Below are 25,966 nucleotides of genomic sequence, written 5' to 3'. Positions count from 1 at the left end.
GTTTCCAAATGTTGAATCTTGGCAATCAATTTCTTGTTTTCTTCACTTGGTTTGTATTCTGCATGAATGAATGCTTCAATGATATCACACATGAGCAATTCACCGGTTACTTTCCCACCAAAACCAATGACATTAGCATTGAGTTCTTCTTTTGCATAAAGAGCCGTTGTCATGTCGCGTACCAAGGCTGAACGGATTCCAGGGACCTTATTAACCGCGTTGTTAATGCCAACACCCGTTCCACAGATACAAACTCCAAGGTCTGCTTGACCACTAGCTACTGCTTCTCCGACTTTTTTCCCAAAAATTGGATAGTGGGTGCGCGCATGGTCATAGGTTCCGAAGTCAAGGACTTCATAGCCTTTTGATTTCAAAAATTCAGAAACAGCCATTTTTTCATTTGTGACAATATGGTCACATCCAATTGCAATTTTCATTCTTTTACTCCTCCCCTTAGCACATCTTGTTAAGCATATCGACACGGATTTGGTGGCGACCGCCGTCATACTTACCGTTTACAAAACCTTTGGCGATATTTTTGGCCAATTGGTCACCCACGATTTGAGCACCCATGGTGATCATGCGAGAATTGTTGTGGCCACGAGTCATATAGGCAGAACGCTCATCTGAAACTTCTGCTGCAACCATTCCTTTAATTTTAGTAGCGACCATGAATGGACCAGCTCCGTAAGCGTCAATAACAATACCCAGATTATCTTCTGCTTGTTTCACTTCTTTTGCAACAGCTAAGGTCACATCGACAAAGTCTTGCCCTTCTTCTGTCACGTCCACGACTTGGAAACCTTCTGCTTCCAAATATTCTTTGACTACTTCTTTTAAGCGGATACCTGCTGCATCCGCACCAACTACAATTGCCATATGCTTCTCCTTTTTGCATTTCCGTCAACAAAGAAAGTTCTCCTCTTTCTTCATTCGACTTCGTTTTGTTATTCACAAACACAGTATAGCGCTAATTTTGTTTGTTGTCAACTGTTTTTTGTTTATTTTTTTCATTTTTCTTTATTTTTTATTATTTTTTAGCCCTAAATTGTTTGTAATAAACAAAAAAAGAGAGAATCGCTCTCTCTTTTCAGTTTATTATTTATACAATCACACGTGTATATTCCTCTAATTCTTCATGTGCTTTCTCAGATGCATCGTCCGTTATCACCGCAGTTACTTTTTTCAAGGAACAGATAGAGGTAAAGTCTTCCTTGCCAATCTTGGAGGAGTCAATCAGTAGATAGGCTTCGGAAGAACGTTCTAAGGCTAACTTTTGCGTATAGGCTTCTTCAAAAGAAGAGGTCAGAACCCGTCCATCCACAATGCCATTCCCACTAAAAAACATCTTGTGGAAGTACATTCTTTCCATGAGAGTGTTCGTTATCTCGCCGACAAAAGCTTGACTGGTTTCTCGGAGTTCTCCTCCCAAGAGGATTACCTTAAAGGTATCACTTTTTTTCTTTAACAATTCTTGAAAAATCGGTAGACAATTTGTCACCACGCGCAGTTCCTTATTATTAATGGCTTCAGAAAGAACTTCAACAGAGGTCCCCGGTCCAAGGAAAATACTCTCGCCTTCTTTTATCAGTTCGCTAGCTTTCTTCGCTACTTCACGCTTAGCTAGAATATTCTTTAGCAACTTCTCTTCATGGGGCAGTTCCCGTGATGGGAGGAATTGGTTACTTTTGGCTCCATTTCGAACCCGAATAAGGAGACCTTGCTTTTCCAATTCAATCAAATCCCGACGGACCGTCATATCCGACACCTGCATACTTTCCATGATGTCTTGAACATAAACGGTTCCAGCTTTATTGACCAGATTGATAATCTCATTCAGTCTTTCCTGTTTTTTCATTCCCTACCTACTTACTTCGTTTTTGTTTATTATAACCTTAAACTGTCAGAATCGCAATCATTTTTTGTTTACAATAAACACTTTTCCAAATAAGAGAACCAAAAAAGGCTTATCCTTGCGGATAAACCTCTGGTTAATAACGTTTCAAGCAAGATTAAGCTTTGTTTTCGCTACCAAATACGTCGATACGTTCTTCAACTGAAGCTGTGATTGCTTCGAATCCTGGTTTCAAGAATTTACGTGGGTCGAAGAGTTTCTTCTTGTCGTATTCTGCTTCGTTTGCATCGTATTCACGTACGAATTGACGAGTTGCGTTAGCGAATGCGATTTGGCACTCAGTGTTAACGTTAACTTTCGCAACACCAAGTTTGATAGCTGCTTGGATTTGCTCATCAGGGATACCTGAACCACCGTGCAATACGATTGGGAATCCTGGAAGAGCTTCTGTCAATTTCTTCAAGTGGTCAAGGTCAAGACCTTCCCAGTTTGCTGGGTATGGACCGTGGATGTTACCAATACCTGCTGCCAAGAAGTCGATTCCTGTAGCAACCATTGCTTTAGCATCTTCGATTGGTGCCAATTCACCTTTACCAACGATACCGTCTTCTTCACCACCGATTGTACCAACTTCAGCTTCAACTGAGATACCTTTAGCGTGAGCTTTTTCTACAACTTCTTTCGCCAATTTAAGGTTTTCTTCAACTGGAAGGTGTGATCCGTCGAACATGATTGAAGTGTAACCAACTTCGATACACTCAAGAGCATCTTCGTAGTGACCATGGTCCAAGTGGATTGCAACTGGTACAGTGATACCCATTGCTTCAACAAGGTTAGCGATCATGTTGCGAGCTACTTTGTAACCACCCATGTATTTAGCAGCACCCATAGAAGTTTGGATCAAAACTGGAGCTTTTTTAGCTTCTGCTGCACGCAAGATAGCTTGAGTCCACTCAAGGTTGTTTGTGTTAAATCCACCAACTGCGTAACCATTGTCACGAGCTGCTTGGACAAATTTTTCTGCTGAAACGATTGCCATTAGTAGTAGGCCTCCTCTAATTTATTGTGGTTAAACCACTTACATTGTTTATTTTATCACTTTTTCATTGAAAATGCTAGCTTTTCCTGAAGCTTTAAAGCGTTTTCTTCTCTTTCAAGCAATCTTTCTCCTAAATGAACAAGAAAAAAGACAGCCGAAGCTGTCTTGATTATCCGATGCGGAGAGAGGGACTTGAACCCTCACGACCTAAAGCGGTCACAGGATCCTTAGTCCTGCGCGTCTGCCAATTCCGCCATCCCCGCGATTAAGTACCTTACTAGTATATCAATCTTCTACTTACTTGTCAAGATTTTTTTCAAACTTTTTTCAAAGTTGGCAGATTCTCACAGGTTAAGCAGAGCGTCGGCAGCTTCACTTGTCTCTCCTGTTCAAATGAGGATTCATCCCTATTACAGAAGGGCTCCTTTAAGGGACTGGAATTGTCTCACTGGGGGTAACCAGATATTTTTCAAATTCTAAATCGGGCATGCAAGAGGACAAATCTTCTCTAATCCGCTCCAGTGCTTCCAAGCGCATCTCTACAGAGGTCGCTCTGTTTCCCTGGATGATAAAGAGGGCATTGCGGGTAGTCTCCTCCATCTTATAGCGCTCACCATCTCTCACATCTAGCCAGGCCATAATACCCTCTTGATCTCGGTAGACCGGATCGGTTTCACTAACATGCTTTTCTGTTGATAAGATGGGCAAAAAGGTATCCTCTCTTTGACTAATCGTAAACTCGATTGGTTTCTGGATTTTATCCAGATCATGCCCTCCAATGGCTAAAAAGGAACGGAGACATTCAACATTATAGATATCAATCACACTATTGATCGTTGGAAGAAAGCCACGACTTTGGATATTCTTAATCAAAGCAAGAATTGTCGGCGGGTTCTTCTTGACACTACGCCCCGCTTCCTTCAACAAGTCCATATATCCTTGTACAACTGCCTCCTCTTTCACCGAGCTGAGATCACAATTTAAGGCCCAGGCTTCCATCTCCTTCTTTTTAGCTAGGAAAGTTGCAGACAAGGGAGCTTGTGGATCCACCTGTTTGGCCACTCCGATTACAACTGTCTCAATCCCCAAATCCACCAAACTTTGATCAAGTATCCAGTCCATATGTCCTTCCTCCTTCTTCGCTACATCATTCTTACACCCTTATTATACTCCTCCTTGAAGCCTTCTTCAAGCAAACAAAAAACAAGGAACGAATTCCTTGTTTTTTGGATTATTCTTCGTCTTCGTAAGACTCTTCTTCGTCTTCTTCGTCACTTAACTCAACTTCTTCATCCAACTCGTCTGGTGAGATTTCATTGATTTCAGCGTCATAGGCTTCTACTTCATCCTTCTCATCTTCTGGGTTTTCATCATCGTAAGTAAGCGCTGGATCTGCTTCGTAGACATCTTCGTCTTCTGGATCATCCGCATTGTAATCGATCGCGTCTTCGTCTCCATCCATAAAGGCGTTGACACGTTTTTTCTTACGTTTCTTAGGCTCTTCGTCTTCATCAGTTTCTTCAAGAGCGATGATTTCTTCATCTACCTCATCGATCGCATACCATGAGCGAAGTCCCCATTTGTTGTCTCCTAGTGGGATAAAGCTTCCATCCACATTTAATTCTGTATAGAACAAGGGAAGAGCTTCACGAATTTCACTGTTTGATTTTTCGAGGTAGATTTGAATTTCATTGACCAGGTCATTGAAATACATTTCATGATCACGGCCACGTGATTCTAAGATCGCACGGGCTACTTCAATCATTGAAAGTTCACTTTTTTCTTGTCCAGCAAATACTTCTAATTCCAAGGTAGATCTCCTTCATTTTTATCTCAAGGCAACACTCTTTTTCATTAAAAAAGAGGATACCCCTAGAATACATCATTTATCGTTACACTCTATTGTACGATAATTTTCCCCTTTCGTCAAAGGAAAATTCCGTGCCAATAAGAAGAGAAAAGCCGGGACACATGGCCTCAGCTTTTCTTCTTATGACTTATTTCCATCAAGATGGAAGATCGTCTTTTTTATTTTACTTTTGCAGTGCTTGTGATCACTTCAACAGCTTTCTTCACAGCAATATCGTGTTTCAACATTTCTGGTGAAAGCAAGCTACGAACTTGTTCAACTGGCATGTTGTAGTCTGCTGCCAATTGTTCGATTTCTGCAGTTACTTCTTCGTCAGTTGCTTCGAAGCCTTCTGCTTTAGCAACTGCTTCTACGACAAGGTTTGTCTTAGTACGTGCTGCTGCATCTGCTTCATATTGTTTGTGAAGATCTTCTTGAGTTGTACCAGTGATTTGGAAGTACATATCTGGAGAGATTCCTTGACGTTGCATGTTTCCAAGGAATTCGTTAACAGCACGGTGTACTTCTTCGTGGATCATTTCTTCTGGAAGGTCAACGATTTCTGCATTTTCTACTGCAAGGTCAATCGCTGCTGACTCAACTGCATCTTTGTATGCTTCTTCTTTTGCTTCAGCCAACTCTTTGCGGTATTTTTCTTTCAATTCAGCAAGAGTTTCAACTTCTTCGTCGATGTCTTTTGCCAATTCATCGTCAAGAGCTGGTACTTCTTTTGCTTTTACTTCGTGGATGGTTGTCACGAATTTTGCTTCTTTACCTGCAAGGTCAGTTGCTTGGTAGTTTTCTGGGAAAGTTACGATAACATCAACTGTTTCACCAGCTGAGTGTCCAACCAATTGGTCTTCGAAACCTGGGATGAATTGACCTGAACCAAGTCCAAGTGAGAAGTTATCTCCTTTTCCTCCGTCAAATTCAACACCGTCAACAGAACCTACAAAGTCGATCACAACGGTATCACCTTCAGCTGCTGGTCCTTCTTTGATTACCAATTCAGCCAAGTTGTTGCGTTCGCGTTCGATACGTGCATCTACATCTTCATCTGTTACTTCTTTAGAAACTTCTACAGATACTTCAAGGTCTTTGTAAGCACCCAATTTTACTTCTGGTTTTGTAACAACATTTGCTGTCAATGTCCAATCTTGACCTTTTTCCATTGATACAACGTCAAAAGTTGGTTGAGCAACCACTTCAAGACCTGCTTCTTTTACTGCTGCTTCATAAGCTGCTGGAAGAAGATCGTTCAAAGCATCTTGATAAAGTGATTCTTCACCAAAACGTTGGTTGAAGATCGGACGTGGAAGGTGACCTTTACGGAATCCTGGTACGTTCAAGTTTTTCTTAACAGACTCAAACACGCGGTCTAAAGCTGGTTTAATTTGGTCTTGACTGATGGTAAAAGTCAATACTCCGCGGTTTGTTTCTTTGTTTTCAAATGATACAGACATTCTGTCTCTCCTTAAAATAATATAGTCATTCCTAATAATTTTACCATAAAACTTCGAAAATGCAAGTTTTTGGGCATCTTGGTTTTGTAGAAACTGCTTCTTTTTAGAGGAATTTTATAGTGGTTTCTGAAGACAAAAAGATTTAAAATTTCTTTCCTATCTCAAAAATTGTCCCGGAATAAAAAAACTAGTCCGTACCTGAACTAGTTTCCTTCCTATTAGGACTTCCGAAGTGGGTCTTCCTGGTAAGTAGCACGCGCCCCACCGATCAACTTGGGACGACTGGCTAGAGCCGTCACATGCGCGCCACCTAGTTCTTTCAAGACAGGGCGAACGGGTACTTGCACATGCTTGACATGCATCCCAATCGAAGTATCCCCGATATCCAAACCAGCCTGGGCTGTGATGTATTCCACTTCGACAGGGTCTTTCATATAACCGAAAGCAGCCAACTGACCGGCACCCCCCGCATGGAGGCTCGGTAGTACATTGACGATTTCTAAGTCTTTCTTTTCTGCTAGTTCACGTTCGACCACCAAAGCGCGGTTAAGGTGCTCACATCCTTGGACAGCTAAGTAAATCCCTTTGGGAGTCAGGGTATCCAAGATGGTTTTCACAATGGCTTGTCCAATCTCTAGGCTTGAGTTCTTCCCGATACTTGCACTAGCGACTTCACTGGTGGACAGGCCTAATACGAGGATTTGTCCCTGATGCAGATTGGCCTTGGATAAAAGATCCAGCAAGATCTCCTGGGTTTCTCTTTTTAATTGCTCTAACTCCATCTTCTAATTTCCCTTCTTTGGTAAGAAATGATACAGAGCATATCCCAGAGCCATCCCAACGAAGTTTTGAACCAAATTATGAGGAACCTCTTCAATGGCCGCTACCCAGGTATTTCCTAAAAAGAGTGCTGAAGATAGGGCATAACCACCTACCATGATAACCGTTCCTAGAAGCAGACCGATGTAACGGGCTTTTCCTTTAAGGCCAGCAAAATAGCCTTGAGCCCCGTGGAACAAGAGACTAAAGAACATCCATTGAGGATAGCCAGAGAGGAGGTCCAAGAGAAAGGCACCAAGACCACCGACCACTGCTCCTTCTTTGCGCCCCAAATAAAAGGCGGTAAAGTAGACGCCTAGATCCAGCAAGGTCACCATCCCGGTAGGAGTTGGCAACTTGGTATAATAGCCTAGCACAACTGTCAAGGCGGTTAAAATGGCTAAATGCGCGATTACTTGGGTCCGTTTATTGGTCATATTGAACTACTCCATATTGATCTGATTTTTGAATGGCTTGGTAGACAAAGTCTTTAGAGGCTTTGACAGCTTCTAAGGTTGCCTTCCCTTGGACTAACTGGCTTGCTATGCTAGAGGCAAAGGTACAACCAGCTCCTGTATTATTCTTTTCTAAAACGTCTTCTTCGAAGACCGTAAAGTCTTGGCCGTCATAAAAGACATCGATGGCTTTTTCCTTGTTAAGACGATTGCCCCCTTTGACCACGACAGTCGCTGCTCCCAATTCATGGAGCTTGCGAGCTGCCTCCTTCATATCGTCGAGCGATTGAATCTTGCTTTGAGTCAAGATCTCAGCTTCTGGTAAGTTTGGCGTGATGATGGTCACATAAGGGAAGAACTTGATCAATTCGTCTCGAAGGGCTGACACTTCCACGTCATGGGTTTCCTTGCAGACCAAGACAGGGTCTAGTACCACAGGAATCTCCGCATGGGCTTTGACATAGTCCAAGGCTAAGTCTGCCACTTGGACATTTGGCAAGAGGCCGAGTTTAATAGCAGAGAAAGGAACATCCTTGAGAGAGTTGAGCTGTTGAGCAAAGGTCGTCGGATCCACCGGAATCACTTCAAAACCGTGCTCGGTCATGGCGGTCAAACAAGTCACTGCTACAAAGCCATGCTGTTTGTTGGTTGTATAGGTGGCCAGGTCAGCGTGAAGACCTCCCCCACTAAAAATATCATTTCCTGAAATAGCTAGAATCAATTCATTACTCATAACGGATCTCCTTTAAATATAAGCCATTTGGTGCTGCTGTAGGACCTGCTAGATTGCGGTCCTTCTTTTCTAAAATCAGATCGATCTGCTCTATCGGCATCCGATCATTTCCGATCTTCAACAAAGTTCCCACCATATTGCGGATTTGCTTGTAGAGAAAGCCATTGCCCGAAAAGGTAAAGATAAGGCGATGATGTTCTGCATCCTCGTCCAAGCGAGCCTCTGTAATCGTGCGAACCTTGTCTTCCACACTGGTACCCGAAGCTGTAAAACCGGTGAAATCATGGGTTCCCTCCAACTTTCGGATAGCTGCTTGCATCTTTTCCACATCCAAAGGATAGGGGTAGTGGGTTGCATAGTGGCGCATCATGGGATTCTTGGGACGACCATAATCCACGATAAATTCATAGGTCTTGCTGTGCTTCTGGTAGCGCGAGTGAAAGTCATCGGGAACTTGCTCCACCCGGATAAAGTCAATATCCTCTGGGGTTTGGGTATCGAGGGCGAAGCGGAGCTTCTCCTCGTCCCGCGCTTGAGGGAGATCAAAATGGATGACCTGCCCAAGGGCATGGACACCTGCATCCGTCCGGCCTGCTCCATGTATGGTCACAGGATTTCCTTGATTGAGACGCATCAAGGTCTTCTCGATTTCTTCTTGCACACTACGGGCATGCGGTTGGCGTTGGAAACCAGCAAATAGAGTTCCATCGTAAGAAATAGTTGCTTTGTATCGTGTCATGTTTTTATTTTATCAAGTTCATCCAAGCTGAACAAGGCGGAAAAGAGAGAACTGTCCGGGTACAGTTTCCGAGACAAAAAAAGAACCAAGTCTTTCCTTTTCCATGTCTGGAAAATAGAAAAACTTAGTTCAATCGGGGGGCTGATTAGTCTTCTTTCCGTCCTTTGAGACTCATCCCTGTCGCTCCTAAGATTGCTCCAAGCAAAGCCAATCCTAAAATAGACTCTTGTCCAGTCTCAGGAAGCTGATGACTAGCCGATGTTTGATCTTGCATCGGTGTTAGCTTAGCCTCTTCTACTGTTTTTTGTTCTGAAGCGACTGGAGCTGGTTGAGCGTTCACAAGTGGCTTCACTTCAGGAGCTACTGGTCTTACTTGATGATGACCTCCTTGATCAACTTGAGGTAAGTCTGGTTGAGGACTTGGACCATCCTGTAAACCTGGAGTCGGAGTAATCACTTCTGCCTCCTTGGTTCCCACTTCCACAATCTCAGCAATAGCTTCTTTCGATACTTCTGTTCCTAGCACTTGGCGGCTCTCATCAAGGGCAGAGACCGCAACAAATTCACGCTGCTGACCTTTGACACCTGCTTGAACCACTTTTCGTTCACCCTTGGCTAGATCTGGATTGGTCCGTTCGACAACTTCAAAATCCAGTTCTTTTTCGACAACTTCCAAACTTGGTATGTCTGCTACCAAGGCTCTGACATCATCTTCTGCTTGGCTTCCCACTTGGGTGATTGGTTTCAATTGACTGAGAGCTTGAGTTACCTGTTCAACCTGCTCTGCCACTTTTTCTTGGTGAGCACGACTGATCTTCCAATTTAACTGATCTAGCACCGTTGCAAGAGCTGAACGAGATTCCTCAGTGTAGATGGAAAGATCTGTTGGAACATTGGCAAGGACCGCACGAAGGGCTGTATAGTCAGCTTTGAAGTAGTCCTTATTGTGGTTGGCAAATGCTTCCATGACCTGGAAGACTTCTTCTTCCTTGTATTCATTAGCTGGTTCATCTGCCCAAATTCCCAACATACTTCCGGACACTGGTAATTTCACATCAGGGTATTTGGTTGAAGCTAATTGTTCAAATGGAACGGTTTCTGAATGTTGAAGAGCTTTATCGAGTGGATAGCTTTGATCTCCTCTATGGCCCAAAACATAGTACCAGTCACCGTTGGTATTGAGGAATTTATAGCCCTTGTCTGCGAGGTACTGTGGTGATGCGAGGTTATAGCCCCACCATCCTTTAGACCAGTAAGAAATCAAGACGTCCTTGTCAAAGGTAACATCATCTTCGTCTCCATAGTAGAAGCCATCGTTAAAGGCCATTGGCTGCAAGCCTTTTTCACGAGCCATAGCAGCCAGACTATTGGAATAGTCCGCAAACTTACCATAGAGCTCATACCATTTGAGGTAGTACCAGCCTTGGGCATTAGTAGCATCATTGGCGTATTCGTCTGTTCCGTAGTTAAAGATCTTAGACTTGCCTTTGAAATAGTCCATGTACTTGCCAATGAGGGCCTTGGTGAAGTTGACCGCTTCTTCGTTGGTCAAATCCATGGTTGTCTTAGAGACCGTATCAAAGGTCGCTTGCGGATGTTCGATACCTAGTTTTTCCATCGCTACCAAGATGGCATCCATGTGACCTGGACTATTGACTGCTGGGATCAAGCCAATTCCTTTAGAAGTCGCATAAGCCAACAATTCGTCCATCTCTGCTTGGGTCAAGGCTTGACCATTTGGATCGTCATAGTAGGCTTTGGTTCCTTCGAGAAGGGCCTGTTTCACGTCATCGCTGGCATAAGTCTTGCCATTAGCTTCCACCGTCATATCATCGAGGACGAAGCGCATGCCATCGTTTCCGACAAGGAGGTGCAAGTCAGAGTAGCCTAGCTCACTGGCCTTGTCCACGATTCGTTTCAGCTGATCCAATGAGAAGTATTTGCGTCCTGCGTCAATGGAAATCACCTTGCTCTTAGCTAGTTTTTCAGCAGCTTCCTTGTCTGCCAACTCTTTGGCATAGCTTTCTGTATAGACTAAGGACTCTTGAGCGGCTTTGAGAGAAGCAATCAGTTCCTTAGCTTCTGCTCGAGTCGTCTCTGCTCCTACTCCTTCCAGCGCCTTTTTTGCTGCTGTAAAGGCCACTAGGGATTCTGGTGTGTAGTGGTCTAAATCAGTTGGAGCTTCCGCCAGAGCTTTTTCAACAACTTCAGGATCTGCTACAAAGTAGTCCGCATTCTTATCTGCAAAAGCGTGCATGAGCTTGAAGAGTAGCTCTTTTTTGTAGGTTGCTGATGGGGTATCTGCCCAGGCAGCTACCATCCCACCAATGAAGGGAACCTTAGCCCCATCATTTTTTTGAACAACATCAATCGCTGACTTGGAAATCCCTTCAAGTCCTTGATCGAGATTGTACCAGCCAGATCCAGCCTTATCCCGGCCGAGGACATAATACCAAGCATCATTGGTATTAAGAATTTGATGGCCTAGTTCAGATAGGAATTTTGACGAAGCCACATCATAGCCGTTCCAACCACCTGTCCAGTAGGAAACAATGATATCCTTATCAAAGGTTCCGTAGGAGGTGTCGCCATTGTAGTAGATACCGTCGTTGAAGGCCATTGGTTTCATCTTGTGTTTTTTCACAATAGCCGCTAGATCATTGGCATATTGGATGAATTTTTCGTAGCCTTTATCTGGATAGCCTTCATCTGGCCAATGCTTGCTAGCTTGAAGGACCTGCCAACCATGGGCATCTGTTGCATCATTGGCATATTCGTCCAAGCCGATGTTAAAGATTTCTGTCTTGCCACTGAAATAAGCCACATACTTGTCCACCAAGGCTTTAGTGAAATCTAGAGCTTTTTGGTTGTCTAAATCGACAGTCCGTTCTGACTTTTTCGTACCAAAGTAATTAAAGTGAGGGTTTTCGATTCCCAATTGCTCCATAGCTGTCAAAATCGCATCCATGTGCCCTGGGCTATTAATCGTTGGAATGACCCCTATTTTCTTGGATTTGGCATAAGCCAAAATCTCATCCATTTGAGCCTGAGTCAAGGCTGTTCCATTTGGATCATCATAGTAGGCTTTGGTTCCTTTTTCTACAGCCTCTTTGACCGCTTGACTTGAGTAGGACGCGTCTCCTACTTGCAAGGACATGTCATCAAGGACAAAGCGCAAGCCGTCATTTCCCACTAAGAGATGCAAATCGGTATAACCTGTCTTGCTGGCTTCATCAATGATTTCCTTGATTTGATCAGGCGAGAAGTATTTGCGTCCCGCATCAATAGAGATGACCTTTTTCTTGGCCAATTTTTCTTCTTGCTCTGGATCTTTAGCGGGTGTTTCAGTCGCTGCTGTTACCGGTTGAGTTGTCACATCAGCTTCTGTGACAGAGATCGCTTCTTCACGAATCAAGCGATCAAGATCGGATGCGCGCAGTTCTCGATCAGGTAGGGTCGGTTGACTTTGATCGACGATTGGAGCAGGAACAATTGGTTTTTCTACTACCGGCTGAGCAGTTTCCTCGGTAGCAGACTGAGGCAAGTCTCCTTCACTTGGCTGTGTCGGAAGAGTCGTTGCAGGGCTTTCTGTAACGCTTGGCGTATCTGCTGCTACGACTTGACCGCTGGCAAAAAAGCCAACCAGTACCGAAGCAACTCCTACAGCATACTTGCGAATAGCATAACGTGGTTGATGTGATTTCATCAGGACCTCCTAAAATTTGTTGTGTGTAAACGCTTACTTCCAGTCTATCTAGAAAGCAGGCCCTCGTCAAGGCTTCTTTGAAAGGTTCTTTAATTAAGAGAAGAAGCTATAAAATTTTATCCCTATATTTTATTAAAACTAGCTGACACAAAAAAGAGCTTGGTCGTTAAAACCAAACTCTTTATTGATGTATTCTAAAAACAAAGGCTCTAAGTACCTCATTTCCGTCTCTCGGCGCAGGGGTTGATGGCCCAAAACACTGTTTTGAGGCGGCGAATAGGGATTGCGGAGCAAGGCCCCTTCCTAATCAACTGGGCGGGGGTACTAAAAAGGTCCTGTGGATCTTTTTTGCCCGAGCCTTAAAACCAAGAAGCGAGGTAGAAATCAAACTCTTCGAGTTACTGATTTCTGTCTCTTGGCGCAGTGGTTGATTGCTCAAAACACTGTTTTGAGGCGGCGAATAGGGATTGCAGAGCAAGGCCCCTTCCTAATCAACTGGGCGGGGGTACTAAAAAGGTCCTGTGGACCTTTTTTGCCCGAGCCTTAAAACCGAAAAGCGAGGTAGAAATCGAGACTGCGTCTACCGATTTCTGTCTCTCGGCGCAGGGGTTGATTGCTCAAAACACTGTTTTGAGGTGGCGGATAGGGATTGCGAAGCAAGGCCCTTTCTAATCAACTGGGCGGGGGTACTAAAAAGGTCCTGTGGACCTTTTTTGCCCGAGCCTTAAAACCGAAAAGCGAGGTAGAAATCGAGACTGCGTCTACCGATTTCTGTCTCTCGGCGCAGGGGTTGATTGGAACTACTCCTACCAGCGGTACTCGTACTTCCTAATCAACTTTGCGGGGGCAGGACTACGAAATCGAGACTGCGTCTACCGATTTCTGTCCTGCTCCCTATATTGCCCAATCTCCGTTGCGGAAGACTGGGACGCGGGTGCCGTCTTCTCGGATGCCATCGATATCCATTTGGTTTGAGCCGATCATGAAGTCGACGTGGACGTCTGAGCGGTTGAGGCCGGCTGCTTCGAGTTCTTCTTCTGTGAACTCTGCGCCACCTTCTACACTGGTTGCATAGGCTGCTCCGATGGCCAAGTGGTTAGAGGCATTTTCATCAAAGAGTGTGTTGAAGAAGGTGATGCCTGACTGTGAAATTGGGCTTGGATCTGGTACGAGGGCACATTCACCTAAGGCACGCGCTCCCTTGTTTTTGAAGACCAAATCTTTCATGACTTGATCGCCTTTTTCTGCTGTGATATCTACGATTTCTCCATTTTCAAAAGTCACTTTGATGCCTTCGATGATGTTCCCATTGTAGCTAAGCGGTTTTGTAGAGGTTACATAACCTTCTGCACGACGGAAGTCAGGAGCTGTGAAGACCTCTTCTGTCGGCATGTTTGGCAGGAAGCCTTCGCCCTGGGCATTTATAGCCCCCGCAGATTCCCAGACGTGGTTCTTCGGCAAGCCAAGAGTCAAATCTGTTCCTGGTGCTGTGTAATGAAGAGCTGAGAATTGTTCCTTATTAAGTGTATCTGCCTTGCTCTTGAGAATAGCTGCATGCTCTTCCCAAGCTTTGACTGGATCTTCTTCGTATACCCGGCAGGTCTTGAAGATCTGATCCCACAGGAGATCCACTGCTTCTTCATCACTAGCCGCATTTGGAAAGACCTTTTTCGCCCACTCTAAACCTGCTGCCGCAGCAACTGTCCAGCTGACCTTGTTAGATTGAGTGGCGATGCGCATTGGTTTCATGGCCATGCCCAAAGCTTTAGCAGAAGCAGAAAGCTTCTCTGCATCGACACCATTTAAGGCACCTGGATCAGATGAACGCACACCCAAGCGACTGGCCTTGTGTTCCAAGAGGTAGTTCATCTCAGCAATCTTGTAGTCAGGCACATTGTCCAAGCGATCCATCGGTGCATGGAGGAATTTCTCCCGGGTAGTAAAATCATCTGCCCATTGGACAATAACTTCATGTGCCCCCAAAGCATAGGCTTCCTTCACAATCAAGTGGGCCAATTCTCTTTGCTCCACATCGATGTTCAAAGCCAAGGTATGGCCAGGTTGCACGTTGATGCCGTTTGCCACCAACAATTTTGCGTATTTTTCTAAGTTTTCTTTAAAATTTGGTAAAACCATGTTCAATCCTTTTCTATATTTATTTTTCTTTCAAAGCAGAAAATAATCCTGCCAAAGCAATTGCACCTGACAAGAGTGCTGTCGATAGAAGAATTGTCTGATCAGCAAGCTCTAACTGATATTCAAAAACCTTTTGAGCTGGCTTGTTTTCCGCAAAAATTCTAAGTTTCATCAAATGTCCTTTCTTATTCTTCGTACTCTCCTAGATAGAGACGTTGAGCCTCTGGGCTGTTGGTAAGAATATCGAGATAGATTTCATAAGCATCGGGCAGGGGCTTTCCCAAAGAGATATCTAGCTCTGGATTCACATTTTTCCCATAGAGAGAGCAGAGATAGAGACGTTCATTGAGTGTTGGAAATACTTCAATGGACATGTGTTCAGCCTGACCTACTCGTTCCCAATCCTGTTCTTTGATATCTGGTAGGATATAGGCTTGGAAGAGTCCCAGCAGAGGATTATCCTCCGGTTGACCACTGTCCTTATCCGCTAGAACTAAAGAACAGCGTCGACCAAAACCAGCTACTTGGCGCTCCCGTCCCTTCACCGAAACCGTAATCGGGTGCCCACCCATATGGCTATAAATCCATTCTTTGGGTAACCGATAATCTAACAGGGGCTCAAGGTCTTTGACAATCGTTACAGGACTAGAGCGTAGAAACTGACGAGTGACTGCTTTACAAAAGAGAATATTCTCCTCTTTCAAGGTCACTCCCTTCCAGCTATTTTCCTCCTTAAAATGGTTAAAAAATATCAGATAGGGCTCTCGCACCATTTGTGCTAAGACATAAACACCATTTCGTAGGCGAATGGAAATGACTTTCCCTGACTTCCAGGATGTTGCTCTTTTTTTCTTTTCTATCATTAACCAACCTCAAACCGAGCGAGGATCGTTGATCCATTAAAACAAATCATCAAAGAGACTGAGCTGGTTGTCTTCTGGCATATTACCAAGGATTCCCATCTCGTCCATCTTTTCTACCAAGGTTGAGGAGACGCCTCCACGTTTGCGCAACTCTGTTTTAGAAAGGAATTCTCCTTCTTTGCGAGCTCGTACAATCTGCTTGGCTACGTTCTCTCCCAATCCATCCATGGCGACAAATGGTGGGATAAGGGTGTCTCCATCGATGATGAATTCCGTCGCATCACTGCGGTAGAGGTCTAGCTTCCCAAACTTGAAGCCACGCTCCCACATCTCATTGACAATTTCAAGAGTGGTGTAGAGGTCGATTTCCACATTGGAAGCTTCGTTGTTCTTACGTTTTTCAGCAATCTCCTTCATCCGCGCTTTCACGGCTTCTAGGCCTGCACCCATGGTCTTGATATCAAAAGCCTTAGCCCGAATAGAGAAGTAAGCACAGTAATAGTAGAGAGGATGGTGCACTTTGAAATAAGCTACCCGTAAGGCCATCATAACGTAGGCTGCCGCATGGGCTTTGGGGAACATGTACTTGATTTTTCCACAAGACTCGATGTACCATTCAGGGACGTTGTTAGCCTTCATGGCCTCGATATAGCCATTGCGCTCTTCTTCAGGAATCTTGAGCCACATGCCTTTCCGCACCCGCTCCATGATGGTAAAGGCCATTTTTGGATCCAGGCCAGCGTGCATGAGGTAAACCATGATGTCGTCCCGACATCCGATAACGGTCGATAGATCAGCAATGCCTGCCTTGATCAAGTCTTGGGCATTTCCCAACCATACGTCGGTACCGTGAGACAGACCAGAAAGCTGAAGCAATTCGGCAAAGGTGGTAGGATGGGTCTCATCGACCATACCCCGAACGAAGTTGGTCCCAAACTCTGGAATTCCCAGCATACCGGTCGAGGTACCGATTTGCTCCGGTGTGACTCCTAGGATATCGGTCCCTGAGAAGAGGGCCATGACCCCTGGATCATCCATAGGAATATCATTTGGATCAATGCCTGACAAGTCTTGAAGCTTCCGAATCATGGTCGGATCATCGTGTCCCAGGACATCGAGCTTGAGGACGTTCTCATCGATATCGTGGAAGTTAAAGTGGGTTGTCTGCCATTCAGCTGTCACGTCATCTGCTGGATATTGGACCGGAGTGAAGTCATAGACATCCATATAGTTTGGAATAACAACGATTCCCCCTGGGTGCTGACCGGTTGTCCGTTTGACCCCAGCGGCTCCTTGGGCTAGGCGTTCTACCTCTGCATCTCGGTAGTACTTGCCATAATCTCGCTCATAGCCCTTGACAAAGCCATAGGCCGTCTTGGCAGCCACAGTACCAACCGTTCCTGCCCGGAAGGCGTATTCTTCCCCAAAGATATCCCGGACATCCAAGTGGGCACTCGGCTGATCCTCCCCTGAGAAGTTCAAATCGATATCGGGTACCTTGTCCCCATCAAAACCAAGGAAGGTCTCAAAGGGAATGTCTTGGCCGTTCTTACTAAGCTTGTGGCCACAGTTTGGACAGTCCTTATTAGGCATATCAAATCCAGAACCATAGGAACCATCGGTGATGAACTCACTGTACTGGCACTGACCACAGACATAGTGAGGAGAAAGTGGATTAACCTCCGTAATCCCGATCATGGTTGCCACGAAACTGGATCCAACAGATCCCCGTGAACCCACCAGGTAGCCCCGTTCATTGGAACGATGCACCAAGAGTTGGGAAGCCAGATAGATCACGGCGAAGCCATTCCCCAGGATAGAGGTCAACTCTTTTTCAATCCGTAGATCGACAATATCTGGTAGCGGATTGCCATAGATTTCAAAGGCCTTCTGATAGGTCAATTCGGCAACTGTCTCTTCGGCCTTGTCGATAAATGGTGTGTAGAGGTCCCCCTTGACCACTTCAACAGGTTCAAAGATTTCTGCCAGAGCGTTGGTGTTTTCAATGACCAATTTTCGTGCCAAGTCTTCCCCTAGAAAGGCAAATTCATCCAGCATTTCATTGGTTGTGCGGAAATGAGCTTTTGGCAGAGGAGCTGGTTGAGCATTTTCTCCATGACCGATGGTCCGGTTAATGATAGCTCCTTGCCCAAGACTGCGGACAATGATTTCTCGATAGATCTCTTCCTCAGGCTCTAGGTAGTGGACATTACCTGTCGCGAGGACCGGTTTCCCAAGGCGATCTCCCACCTCAATCAAGCTCTTGATGATGGTCTGGAGCTCCTCCATGTCTTTGACCTGCTCTTTGGCAATGAGGGGCGCATAGATGGCTGGAGGCATCACCTCAATAAAGTCATAATACTTGGCTACTTCGACTGCTGCGTCAACTCCTTGAGAAACGACCGCGTCAAAGACCTCTCCTTCAGAACAAGCCGATCCCAGGATCAAGCCTTCTCGATGGGCATCTAAAACTGTCCGCGGAATCCGAGGAACACCCTCAAAATATTGAGTATTGGAAAGAGAGACCAATTTGAACATATTTTTCAAGCCGGTCTGGTTCTTGACATAGATGGTCGCGTGTTTGACACGTGCCTTTTTATAGGAATCTGGACTAATTAGATCCACATTCAACTTGGCTAGATTGGTCACGCCATGTTTTTCTGCGACATCCTTGATAAAGATAAAGAGCAAGCGACCCGTCGCTTCCGCGTCATAGTTGGCCATGTGGTGGTGCTCCAAGGCAACGCCGAAGCGCTTGGTCAAGGGACCCAAACCATGACGCTTGTACTCTGGATAAAGGTTACGCGCGAACTCTAACGTATCAATCACTGGCTGAGTGATTTTGGGAAGGCCATGACGCTCATAGTTGGCATTCATGAAACCCACGTCAAAGGTGGCATTATGGGCAACCAAAACCGCATCCTGACAGAATTCCTGGAACTCCTCCAAGACCTGTTTCAAAGGTTTGGCATTTCGAACATGGTCATCGGTAATGCCTGTCAGATCCGTTGTAAAGGCGGAAATGGGGTGTCCTGGATTGATGAACTCATCGAATTCAGCGATGATATTGCCCTTGTGCATTTTAGATGCGGCAACCTGAATCAAATCATTGTAAATCGCTGAAAGTCCAGTCGTTTCCACGTCAAAAACCACATAGGTTGCTTCATGAAGGTCTAGATCGACTTCATTGTAGGTAATCGGCACACGGTCTTCGACGATATTGGCTTCCATCCCATAGATGAGTTGGATACCAGCTTTCTTGGCAGCCTTATAGCCATGAGGGAAGGACTGCACATTTCCATGGTCTGTGATAGCCACTGCTTTGTGACCCCATTTGGCTGCTTTTGCGACTAGCTCCTCTACCTCAGGTAGGGCATCCATAGTCGACATATTGGTATGGGCATGGAACTCGACCCGACGCTCGCCTTCTGGCATCAGATCCTTGCGCTCATAGTGGACCACTTCTTGGACATCCTGGACATTCATGGTCAAATCTCGGGTAAAGTTATTGACCTCAATATTCCCACGGACCCGCAACCAAGAATTTTTCTTGATCATATCAAACTTCTGAGCTTCTTCTTCGTTTTTAGCCCATTTTTGGAGCGAAAAACTAGAAGTATAGTCGGTCATCTTGAAATTGATCAAGACCCGACCTGTCCGCGTCACCTTGTGCTCAACATCAAAGACCACTCCTTCAAAGACAATGCGGTTCTCTTCTGTCGTGATATCAATCATAGGAGTGACTTCTGCCTTATCCAGCTTAGGCTTGGCCACAGCCTTTTTGGCCTTGAAATCAAAGGCTGGTTTTTCCTCTGCTGGTGGTGGAGCCATTTGAGACAAGGACTCCATGGCCCGCAAGGTTTCTTCATTAGCTGCTTGGAAGATTTGATCCTTCTCAGCCTCGAAGGCTTGATGGAGTTCTTCTGTCAACTGGTCATCCGCCTCAACCCGACACTGGAAATGAGGAAAACCAAACTTGGTCAATTGACTAGCAAGATTAGGCAGATGGTTTTTCCGGTGGTGCTCCGTATCCACAGATGAAGGGCCACTAATGATCAACTCTTCTCCTTGAGAGCGGACTTGTAGGTGCTGATACATGCTCTTAAAGCCTTGACTCGCACAGGGACCATCTTCAAAAGCTTCCTGATAATAGGCTTGCAAGAGCTCATCACTAAAAGTTGGATTCTTTACCTGAATCTCAAACTCCGCTCGATTTCCTGTCTTTGAAAACTCCTCAGCCAAGTGGTTTTTGAGCTCCTGAAAAATCGTGATGGGAAGAATTTCGGCAAAAACAAAACGAAATTCCCAAACACGACTGAGCTTATGGACGATGACCTCTTGGATTTCAGCCCCTTTAAAAGCGTCTGATTCACGCATTTCTAAAGGCATTCCCAACTGATTCATTAAGATTTCAAAGCTAGTTGACATGATTTCTCCCTGACGAATTACTAGCCTTTATTTTATCATAATTCGCCTAACTTTTCGACTATAAGAAGATCCTTTCAGCTAGCTGGATCAGCTTACAAAAAAGAAGGCTAGGATGTTGAGAATCCTAGCCTTCTACCATTGCTTATTTATTTAAAATAGAAAGAGTTTCAAGCAGGTTGTCTGCATGTACTTCAATCGTGTCACCTGAAGCTTTGATTTTCACTTCTACGACACCGTCAGCTGCTTTCTTCCCAACAGTGATGCGGATTGGCAAACCAATCAAGTCACTATCGCTAAATTTAACACCGGCACGTTCGTTGCGATCGTCTACCAAGACTTCGTAACCGGCCTTGATCAATTGATCTTCGATCTTACTTGTCAATTCAAGAGAAGCTTCGTCTTTGACATTGACTGGAATCAAGTGTACATCAAATGGCGCTAATTCTTTAGGGAAGTTGATGCCCCAAGCGTAACGGAATTCACCTTTAGGCGTCTTGTTAACAAAGAGGCGAGCGTGTTGCTCCATAACGGCTGAAAGAAGACGACTGACACCGATACCGTAGCAACCCATAATGATTGGTACAGCACGGCCATTTTCGTCCAAGACATCTGCTCCCATACTTGCTGAGTAACGAGTACCCAGTTTAAAGATGTGACCAATCTCAATCCCACGCGCAAAATTGAGAACGCCTTGTCCGTCTGGAGAAATCTCACCCTCACGCACTTCACGGATATCGACATATTCCGCAGTGAAGTCACGACCTGGGTTGACACCCGTCAAGTGGTAGCCATCTTCGTTAGCCCCCACAACAGCATTGCGGCTATCTTGCACCTTGCGGTCAGCAATAATCTTAACATTTTCAGGAAGATTAACTGGGCCAAGAGATCCAAAGTCCGCTCCCAACAATTCTTTCACTTCCGCCTCAGTTGCAGGTTCCAAGAAGTCCGCTCCAAGGTGGTTTTTCAACTTAACTTCGTTGAGTTGGTCATTGCCAACGAGTAGGGCCACAACTGGCTCCTCATCTGCGATATAAACCAAGGTCTTGATGGTTTGCTCTTCAGAGACATTCAAGAAAGCAGCCACTTCATCAATCGATTTGACACCTGGTGTTTCCACGCGAGCTACTTCTTCTTCCGTCACAACACGGTTGCTTGGTTTGTAGGCGTTAGTTGCCATTTCCAAGTTAGCTGCATAGCTTGACTCGCTTGAGTAGGCAATGGTGTCTTCACCAGAAACCATCCATTTGAGCAATTCTGCCTTGATTTCTTCTTGTACTTCTGCAGGAATCTCGTCAAATGATGCAACAGACTTGTCTAACACCACCCAACGGTCAAGGTCTGTACGCGAAGGAGTAATGGCCATAAATTCTTGGCTATCCTTACCACCCATGGCACCACCATCACCGATGATCGCCTTGAAGTCCAAACCACTGCGAGTGAAGATACGCTCGTAGGCCGCCTTGTACTCATCATAAGTTACATCCAAGCTATCGTAGTTAGCGTGGAAGCTATAACCATCTTTCATGATGAATTCACGCGTACGAAGAAGTCCATTACGTGGACGTTTTTCATCACGGTACTTAGGCTGGATTTGGTACAAGTTCAGTGGCAATTGCTTGTAAGACTTGACAGAATCACGGACAATTGCTGTGAAAGTTTCTTCGTGAGTTGGACCCAAGATAAAGTCTGACTTCTCACGATTTTTTAGTTTATACAAGTCTTCACCGTAAGTTTCATAACGGCCAGATTCACGCCAAAGGTCCGCACTGAGAAGAGCAGGAGCCAACATCTCAACTGCACCAATCTTGTCAAATTCTTGACGCATGATCTTCTTAGCTTTTTCGATCACACGGTTAGCCAATGGCAGGTAAGAATAAACACCTGCAGAGACTTGACGAACATAACCAGCACGGAGCATCAAAGCGTGGCTGATGACCTGCGCATCACTTGGCATTTCGCGAAGTGTTGGAATAAGCATTTTACTTTGTTTCATTCAGATTCATTTCCTTTTCTATTTCAAAAATAATTTCATAATATCGTTCCAAGTAACGGCAATCATCAAGATAACCATGACCGCTACTCCAGCAAGGGTCAAGTAGGTCTCTACCTCCTGCTTAAGTGGTTTCCGACGAACCAGCTCGATCAGATTGATCAAGATTTTTCCACCATCCAAGGCCGGAATGGGGATCAAGTTAAAGATTCCGATATTGATGGACAACATGGCCATCAGGGACAGGATAGCTGGAAGTCCTAGCTCCGCTGCTTGCGAACTCGCTTTGTAGATCGCTACCGGACCACCCAACTTGTTCAAACTAAAGTGGAAGATAATATCCTTCAAGGCCGTTAAGATACGACTTGCTGTGTACCAAGTATCTGTCACACCTGAGAGAAGCTTATCGAAAAAGCCGGTCTTAACGGCATTAATCACACCGATATAATAGCGTCCACCATCTTCTTCTGGTTGGACCGTCACTTTTTGAGTCTTCCCGTCTCGTTCATAGGTGATCGTTACTTCTGGATTTTTTCCTTGGTTACGGGTTGCCTTCTGGACTGAATCTGTCAATTCATCCCAGTTGGAAACCTTGTATTCATTGATCTGAACAATCTGGTCATTGTCTTTTAGACCAGCCTTAGCCACTACTCCTTGAGGAACAACTCGAACATGGTTGCTGTAGTAGTCCACTGCTCCTCCCTGCATAAAGGCCAGGAGCGAGTACACAACAATACTCAGGATAAAGTTGTTCATGGGACCAGCAAAGTTAGTAATCAGTCGTCCCCAGATACTAGCATTTTGATACTGCACATCCAGAGGGGCAATCCGTACTTCTGTCCCATCTTCCTCAACGATGGTTGCATCATGGTGGACAGGATAGGTCTTGGTCTCTTCAATGACGATTCCTGTGATTTCAAGTTTATCCTCAAAATCAAAATCTGTGACATTCATGGGGAGAGCTGTCTGGTCGATATTTTTTCCAGAAAGGTTGATCCGAACAACAGTTCCCTCAGGGTTCAAAGTCAGACTGACAGGCGTTCCTGTCTTAATCTCTGTCGTGTCTTCTCCCCATCCTGCCATTCGAACATAGCCGCCCAGCGGAAGGATTCGAATGGTATAGGCTGTTCCGTCCTTGCCTACATGGGCAAAAATCTTGGGCCCCATCCCAATCGCAAACTCGCGAACAAGGATGCCTGATTTCTTTGCAAAATAGAAATGGCCGAACTCATGCACCAGGACAATGACGCCAAAAATGATAATAAAGGCAATAAATTGCATACACGCTCCTTCGTTTTAACTGATGATGGGATGACTTCTGTTTAAAACAGACCAAAGAATAGCATTAGTGGGAAAACAAAAATCAAGCTATCAAATCGATCCAAGACACCACCATGACCAGGAATAAAACGGCCAGAGTCTTTCACTCCAAAATGGCGCTTGATGGCACTTTCGACTAGGTCACCAAACTGAGCTGCTATACTGAAAAGAATGGTAAAGAGAATCATGGTCACCCAACCGTAAGAGCCCGCAACGGTACGATCTAGCATCATAAAGATCATCGTCACAACGACAGCACAAGCGATCCCTCCAAGACTTCCTTCAACAGTCTTGTTGGGTGATACTCTTGGCAAGAGTTTTTTCTTACCGAACTGGCTCCCAATAAAGTAGGCCCCTGAATCCGTAGCCCAAACAATAAAGAGGGCCAAGAGAATCTTATCTACACCTGCTAAGCGTGCTTGAATCAAGGCATGGAAGCCAAAGCCAACATAAAAACTTGAAGCAATCGGATAGACAACCTCGTCATAGGTATAGCCTTGCGCCAAGACAGTCGTCCCCATCAATAATAAGACCAACAGGCCATAGGCGATGAAATTGCCACCCGCTGGCAAGAAGGGAAGGTAACTCTCTAAGGGTAGCGCCAATACAAGAGCTGCTAGCATGGCCAAGGCCCCTTCGATGGTTTCAGTCTGCAGGCCTTTCATCTTCAACAATTCATGAACACCCAACATAGCGATGAGTCCAACTACAATCTGGAACACAAGGCCGCCCATAAGGACAACTGGGATAAAGAATGCTAGGGCGATTCCTCCAAAAATCACTCGCTTCTGTAAATCTTTTCTCATCTATTTCTCTCCTATACACCACCAAAACGTCGATGACGATGGCTGTATTCTTCTATTGCATCATGCAAGGCCTTTTCTCCAAAGTCAGGCCACATCACATCGGTAAAGTAAAGCTCACTGTAGGCTGCTTGCCAAGGTAAAAAGTTACTCAAGCGAAGCTCGCCACTCGTCCGAATAATCAAATCAGGATCTCGCAAGTCCTTGGGTAGACTACTGGTATACAGATAATTGGCAATGGTCTCTTCTGAAATATCACCTGGATTCAAGTGCGCATCGAGAACCTCCTGGGCAATTTGTTTGACTGCTTGGGTCAGTTCCGCCCGTCCTCCATAGTTCAAGGCAAAATTCAAAATCAAACCTGTATTGGAGTGGGTTAACGCCTCTGCCTTTTCCAGAGCCTCTAAGGTTTCCTTTGGAAGACGGGAAACTTCACCGATCATCTGGATCTTCACATTATTTCTATGAAGTTCTGGAACAAAACGATCGTAAAATTCAACTGGAAGATTCATGATAAAGCTCACTTCCTGTTGTGGACGCGTCCAGTTTTCAGTTGAGAAAGCATAGACCGTTAGGGCTTGCACTCCCATTTCCTTAGCTGCGATGGTTACTTCTTGCAGAGCCTCCATGCCAGCCTTGTGGCCAAAGACACGAGGTTGCATCCGTTTTTTGGCCCAACGACCGTTCCCATCCATGATGATTCCAATGTGCTTGGGCACTTCTAGGGGAACGCTTAATTTTTCTTTCTTTTTAAAACGAAACATGTTTTTCTACCTATTTCACTGTTTTTATCGCTTCATTATATCATAAATCCGCTTAAAATGGCAGTCTAGTCCCTTTTCTAGGGGGCATCTAGCTAAAAATGAAAAAAGCGACCCTTTGATCGCTCTTTCTTATTATTCACCGTCGATGATAGAATCTGAGTCACCAGCACCTTCAACTGCACCAGCTGTCACTCCTTCTGAAACTGGCAAAACTGTTTTAATAGCTGTCAATTCAAATGTGAGGTATACGCCATCCACATCCAAGACAACGGTTTTACGTTCAGTGTCTACTTCATCAACTGTTCCATACAAACCACCGATGGTAATCACTTCATACCCTTTTTGAAGCTTGTTCAAGCTTTCCATCCGTTTTTGGTATTGTTTCTTTTGGCTACGGCTCATGAAGAACATCATTCCGACCATTAGCGCAAGCATAAATAGCAAGGTTGTACCACTTTGCATCCCATTTCTCCTTTTTAAATCATATATGCTCTACTATAGCAAATTTTATAGGTATTTTCAATACGAACCCTTGATTTTCAAAAAAATAAGTCCATGGATGGAGGTGTCCAGCCACAATTCGATCCAGACAGCTTTTCTAGTGCTTTCTTTTTTACAAAAAGAAAAAACCATAAAAAATAGGTTTTTGCTAATCGATTGTGATTCCATATTTTTCATGATTTTTATCATACCATTCAATCAACAACATCGCTGTTTGATAGGTGATGTTTTTAATTTTACTGGTTCCTTTTGTCAAGGTAGCTAGACTCATCTTACTAATATCTGTCTCAGTTGCTACTCTATAACTTGTCACCTTTCCATCCACCATCAATTGAACGACAGCTTCAACTTTCTTATAATCTTTTGTCGAATAAATATCAATTGGATTTTTCATAAAATCATCCTATCCCCTTAAATTTAGTCTTTTATATATTATATAATTTATTTGTTCATTTATATGGAAATCTTGCTTACAGACGCTTTCTAAGGCATTTTCACGCTGT

General features: G+C 44.7%; 22 protein-coding genes and 1 tRNA gene. All 23 read right to left on the bottom strand.

What is annotated here, in order from left to right:
* On the bottom strand, positions 1 to 437 hold a 437-nt coding region (gene lacB, locus ADH27_RS09705), incomplete at its 3' end, for a galactose-6-phosphate isomerase subunit LacB (RefSeq protein WP_048715590.1).
* 16 nt (positions 438 to 453) lie between these two features.
* Positions 454 to 879, bottom strand: coding sequence for a galactose-6-phosphate isomerase subunit LacA (lacA, locus tag ADH27_RS09700; protein WP_006595007.1), 426 nt, complete (start codon positions 877 to 879; stop codon positions 454 to 456).
* A 223-nt stretch (positions 880 to 1,102) separates the two neighbouring features.
* Positions 1,103 to 1,858 carry a DeoR/GlpR family DNA-binding transcription regulator gene (locus tag ADH27_RS09695; RefSeq protein ID WP_006595008.1) on the bottom strand — a complete coding sequence of 252 codons (756 nt, stop codon included), beginning with the start codon at positions 1,856 to 1,858 and terminating at the stop codon, positions 1,103 to 1,105.
* Between the two features lie 154 nt (positions 1,859 to 2,012).
* A complete protein-coding gene (locus tag ADH27_RS09690) occupies positions 2,013 to 2,894 on the bottom strand; it encodes a class II fructose-bisphosphate aldolase (protein WP_048717658.1) in 882 nt (293 codons plus the stop codon).
* A 177-nt stretch (positions 2,895 to 3,071) separates the two neighbouring features.
* Positions 3,072 to 3,157, bottom strand: a tRNA-Leu gene (locus ADH27_RS09685).
* A 163-nt stretch (positions 3,158 to 3,320) separates the two neighbouring features.
* Positions 3,321 to 4,016, bottom strand: coding sequence for a B3/B4 domain-containing protein (locus ADH27_RS09680; RefSeq protein WP_048717656.1), 696 nt, complete (start codon positions 4,014 to 4,016; stop codon positions 3,321 to 3,323).
* 109 nt (positions 4,017 to 4,125) lie between these two features.
* A complete protein-coding gene (rpoE, locus tag ADH27_RS09675) occupies positions 4,126 to 4,704 on the bottom strand; it encodes a DNA-directed RNA polymerase subunit delta (protein WP_048717654.1) in 579 nt (192 codons plus the stop codon).
* Between the two features lie 218 nt (positions 4,705 to 4,922).
* Positions 4,923 to 6,206: a trigger factor gene (gene tig, locus ADH27_RS09670; protein ID WP_048717652.1), complete on the bottom strand. Its 1,284-nt coding sequence runs from the start codon at positions 6,204 to 6,206 to the stop codon at positions 4,923 to 4,925.
* Between the two features lie 218 nt (positions 6,207 to 6,424).
* Complete coding sequence (locus ADH27_RS09665; protein WP_048717650.1) at positions 6,425 to 6,988, bottom strand: TIGR01440 family protein; 564 nt, start codon at positions 6,986 to 6,988, stop codon at positions 6,425 to 6,427.
* 3 nt (positions 6,989 to 6,991) lie between these two features.
* Positions 6,992 to 7,462, bottom strand: a complete 471-nt coding sequence (locus ADH27_RS09660; RefSeq protein WP_048717648.1) for an ECF transporter S component — start codon at positions 7,460 to 7,462, stop codon at positions 6,992 to 6,994.
* Entirely contained in the window at positions 7,452 to 8,213 is a 762-nt protein-coding gene (locus ADH27_RS09655; protein WP_023027655.1) for a bifunctional hydroxymethylpyrimidine kinase/phosphomethylpyrimidine kinase, read from the bottom strand. Before ADH27_RS09655 ends, ADH27_RS09660 begins: the two co-directional genes overlap by 11 nt.
* Positions 8,206 to 8,952: a tRNA pseudouridine(38-40) synthase TruA gene (gene truA, locus ADH27_RS09650; RefSeq protein WP_048717646.1), complete on the bottom strand. Its 747-nt coding sequence runs from the start codon at positions 8,950 to 8,952 to the stop codon at positions 8,206 to 8,208. The genes ADH27_RS09655 and truA overlap by 8 nt, the downstream gene beginning before the upstream one ends.
* Positions 8,953 to 9,097: 145 nt before the next feature.
* The gene (locus ADH27_RS09645) at positions 9,098 to 12,658 is read right to left on the bottom strand and encodes a family 20 glycosylhydrolase (protein ID WP_048717643.1); all 3,561 of its coding nucleotides are present in this window, start codon (positions 12,656 to 12,658) and stop codon (positions 9,098 to 9,100) included.
* An 894-nt stretch (positions 12,659 to 13,552) separates the two neighbouring features.
* Complete coding sequence (locus ADH27_RS09640; RefSeq protein WP_048717641.1) at positions 13,553 to 14,794, bottom strand: aminopeptidase; 1,242 nt, start codon at positions 14,792 to 14,794, stop codon at positions 13,553 to 13,555.
* 19 nt (positions 14,795 to 14,813) lie between these two features.
* The gene (locus ADH27_RS10375; protein WP_048717639.1) at positions 14,814 to 14,966 is read right to left on the bottom strand and encodes a hypothetical protein; all 153 of its coding nucleotides are present in this window, start codon (positions 14,964 to 14,966) and stop codon (positions 14,814 to 14,816) included.
* 13 nt (positions 14,967 to 14,979) lie between these two features.
* Complete coding sequence (locus ADH27_RS09630; protein WP_048717637.1) at positions 14,980 to 15,657, bottom strand: hypothetical protein; 678 nt, start codon at positions 15,655 to 15,657, stop codon at positions 14,980 to 14,982.
* A 36-nt stretch (positions 15,658 to 15,693) separates the two neighbouring features.
* Positions 15,694 to 20,085 carry a PolC-type DNA polymerase III gene (locus ADH27_RS09625; protein ID WP_048717635.1) on the bottom strand — a complete coding sequence of 1,464 codons (4,392 nt, stop codon included), beginning with the start codon at positions 20,083 to 20,085 and terminating at the stop codon, positions 15,694 to 15,696.
* A gap of 142 nt (positions 20,086 to 20,227) precedes the next feature.
* Positions 20,228 to 22,078, bottom strand: coding sequence for a proline--tRNA ligase (locus ADH27_RS09620; RefSeq protein WP_048717633.1), 1,851 nt, complete (start codon positions 22,076 to 22,078; stop codon positions 20,228 to 20,230).
* A gap of 18 nt (positions 22,079 to 22,096) precedes the next feature.
* The gene (gene rseP / locus ADH27_RS09615) at positions 22,097 to 23,356 is read right to left on the bottom strand and encodes an RIP metalloprotease RseP (protein ID WP_048717632.1); all 1,260 of its coding nucleotides are present in this window, start codon (positions 23,354 to 23,356) and stop codon (positions 22,097 to 22,099) included.
* Positions 23,357 to 23,397: 41 nt separating this feature from the next.
* Positions 23,398 to 24,201, bottom strand: coding sequence for a phosphatidate cytidylyltransferase (locus ADH27_RS09610; RefSeq protein WP_023027645.1), 804 nt, complete (start codon positions 24,199 to 24,201; stop codon positions 23,398 to 23,400).
* Positions 24,202 to 24,212: 11 nt separating this feature from the next.
* Positions 24,213 to 24,962: an isoprenyl transferase gene (locus ADH27_RS09605; RefSeq protein ID WP_048691553.1), complete on the bottom strand. Its 750-nt coding sequence runs from the start codon at positions 24,960 to 24,962 to the stop codon at positions 24,213 to 24,215.
* A gap of 132 nt (positions 24,963 to 25,094) precedes the next feature.
* Entirely contained in the window at positions 25,095 to 25,424 is a 330-nt protein-coding gene (yajC, locus tag ADH27_RS09600; protein WP_006595033.1) for a preprotein translocase subunit YajC, read from the bottom strand.
* 187 nt (positions 25,425 to 25,611) lie between these two features.
* The gene (locus ADH27_RS09595) at positions 25,612 to 25,857 is read right to left on the bottom strand and encodes a hypothetical protein (protein ID WP_023022151.1); all 246 of its coding nucleotides are present in this window, start codon (positions 25,855 to 25,857) and stop codon (positions 25,612 to 25,614) included.
* Positions 25,858 to 25,966 lie beyond the last annotated feature (109 nt).

Origin of the sequence: Streptococcus sp. 343_SSPC, assembly GCF_001072385.1 — a bacterium.
Lineage (GTDB): Bacteria > Bacillota > Bacilli > Lactobacillales > Streptococcaceae > Streptococcus.
The sequence above is the reverse complement of the archived record's forward strand: the minus strand, read 5'-3'. Positions and strand labels throughout refer to the sequence as shown.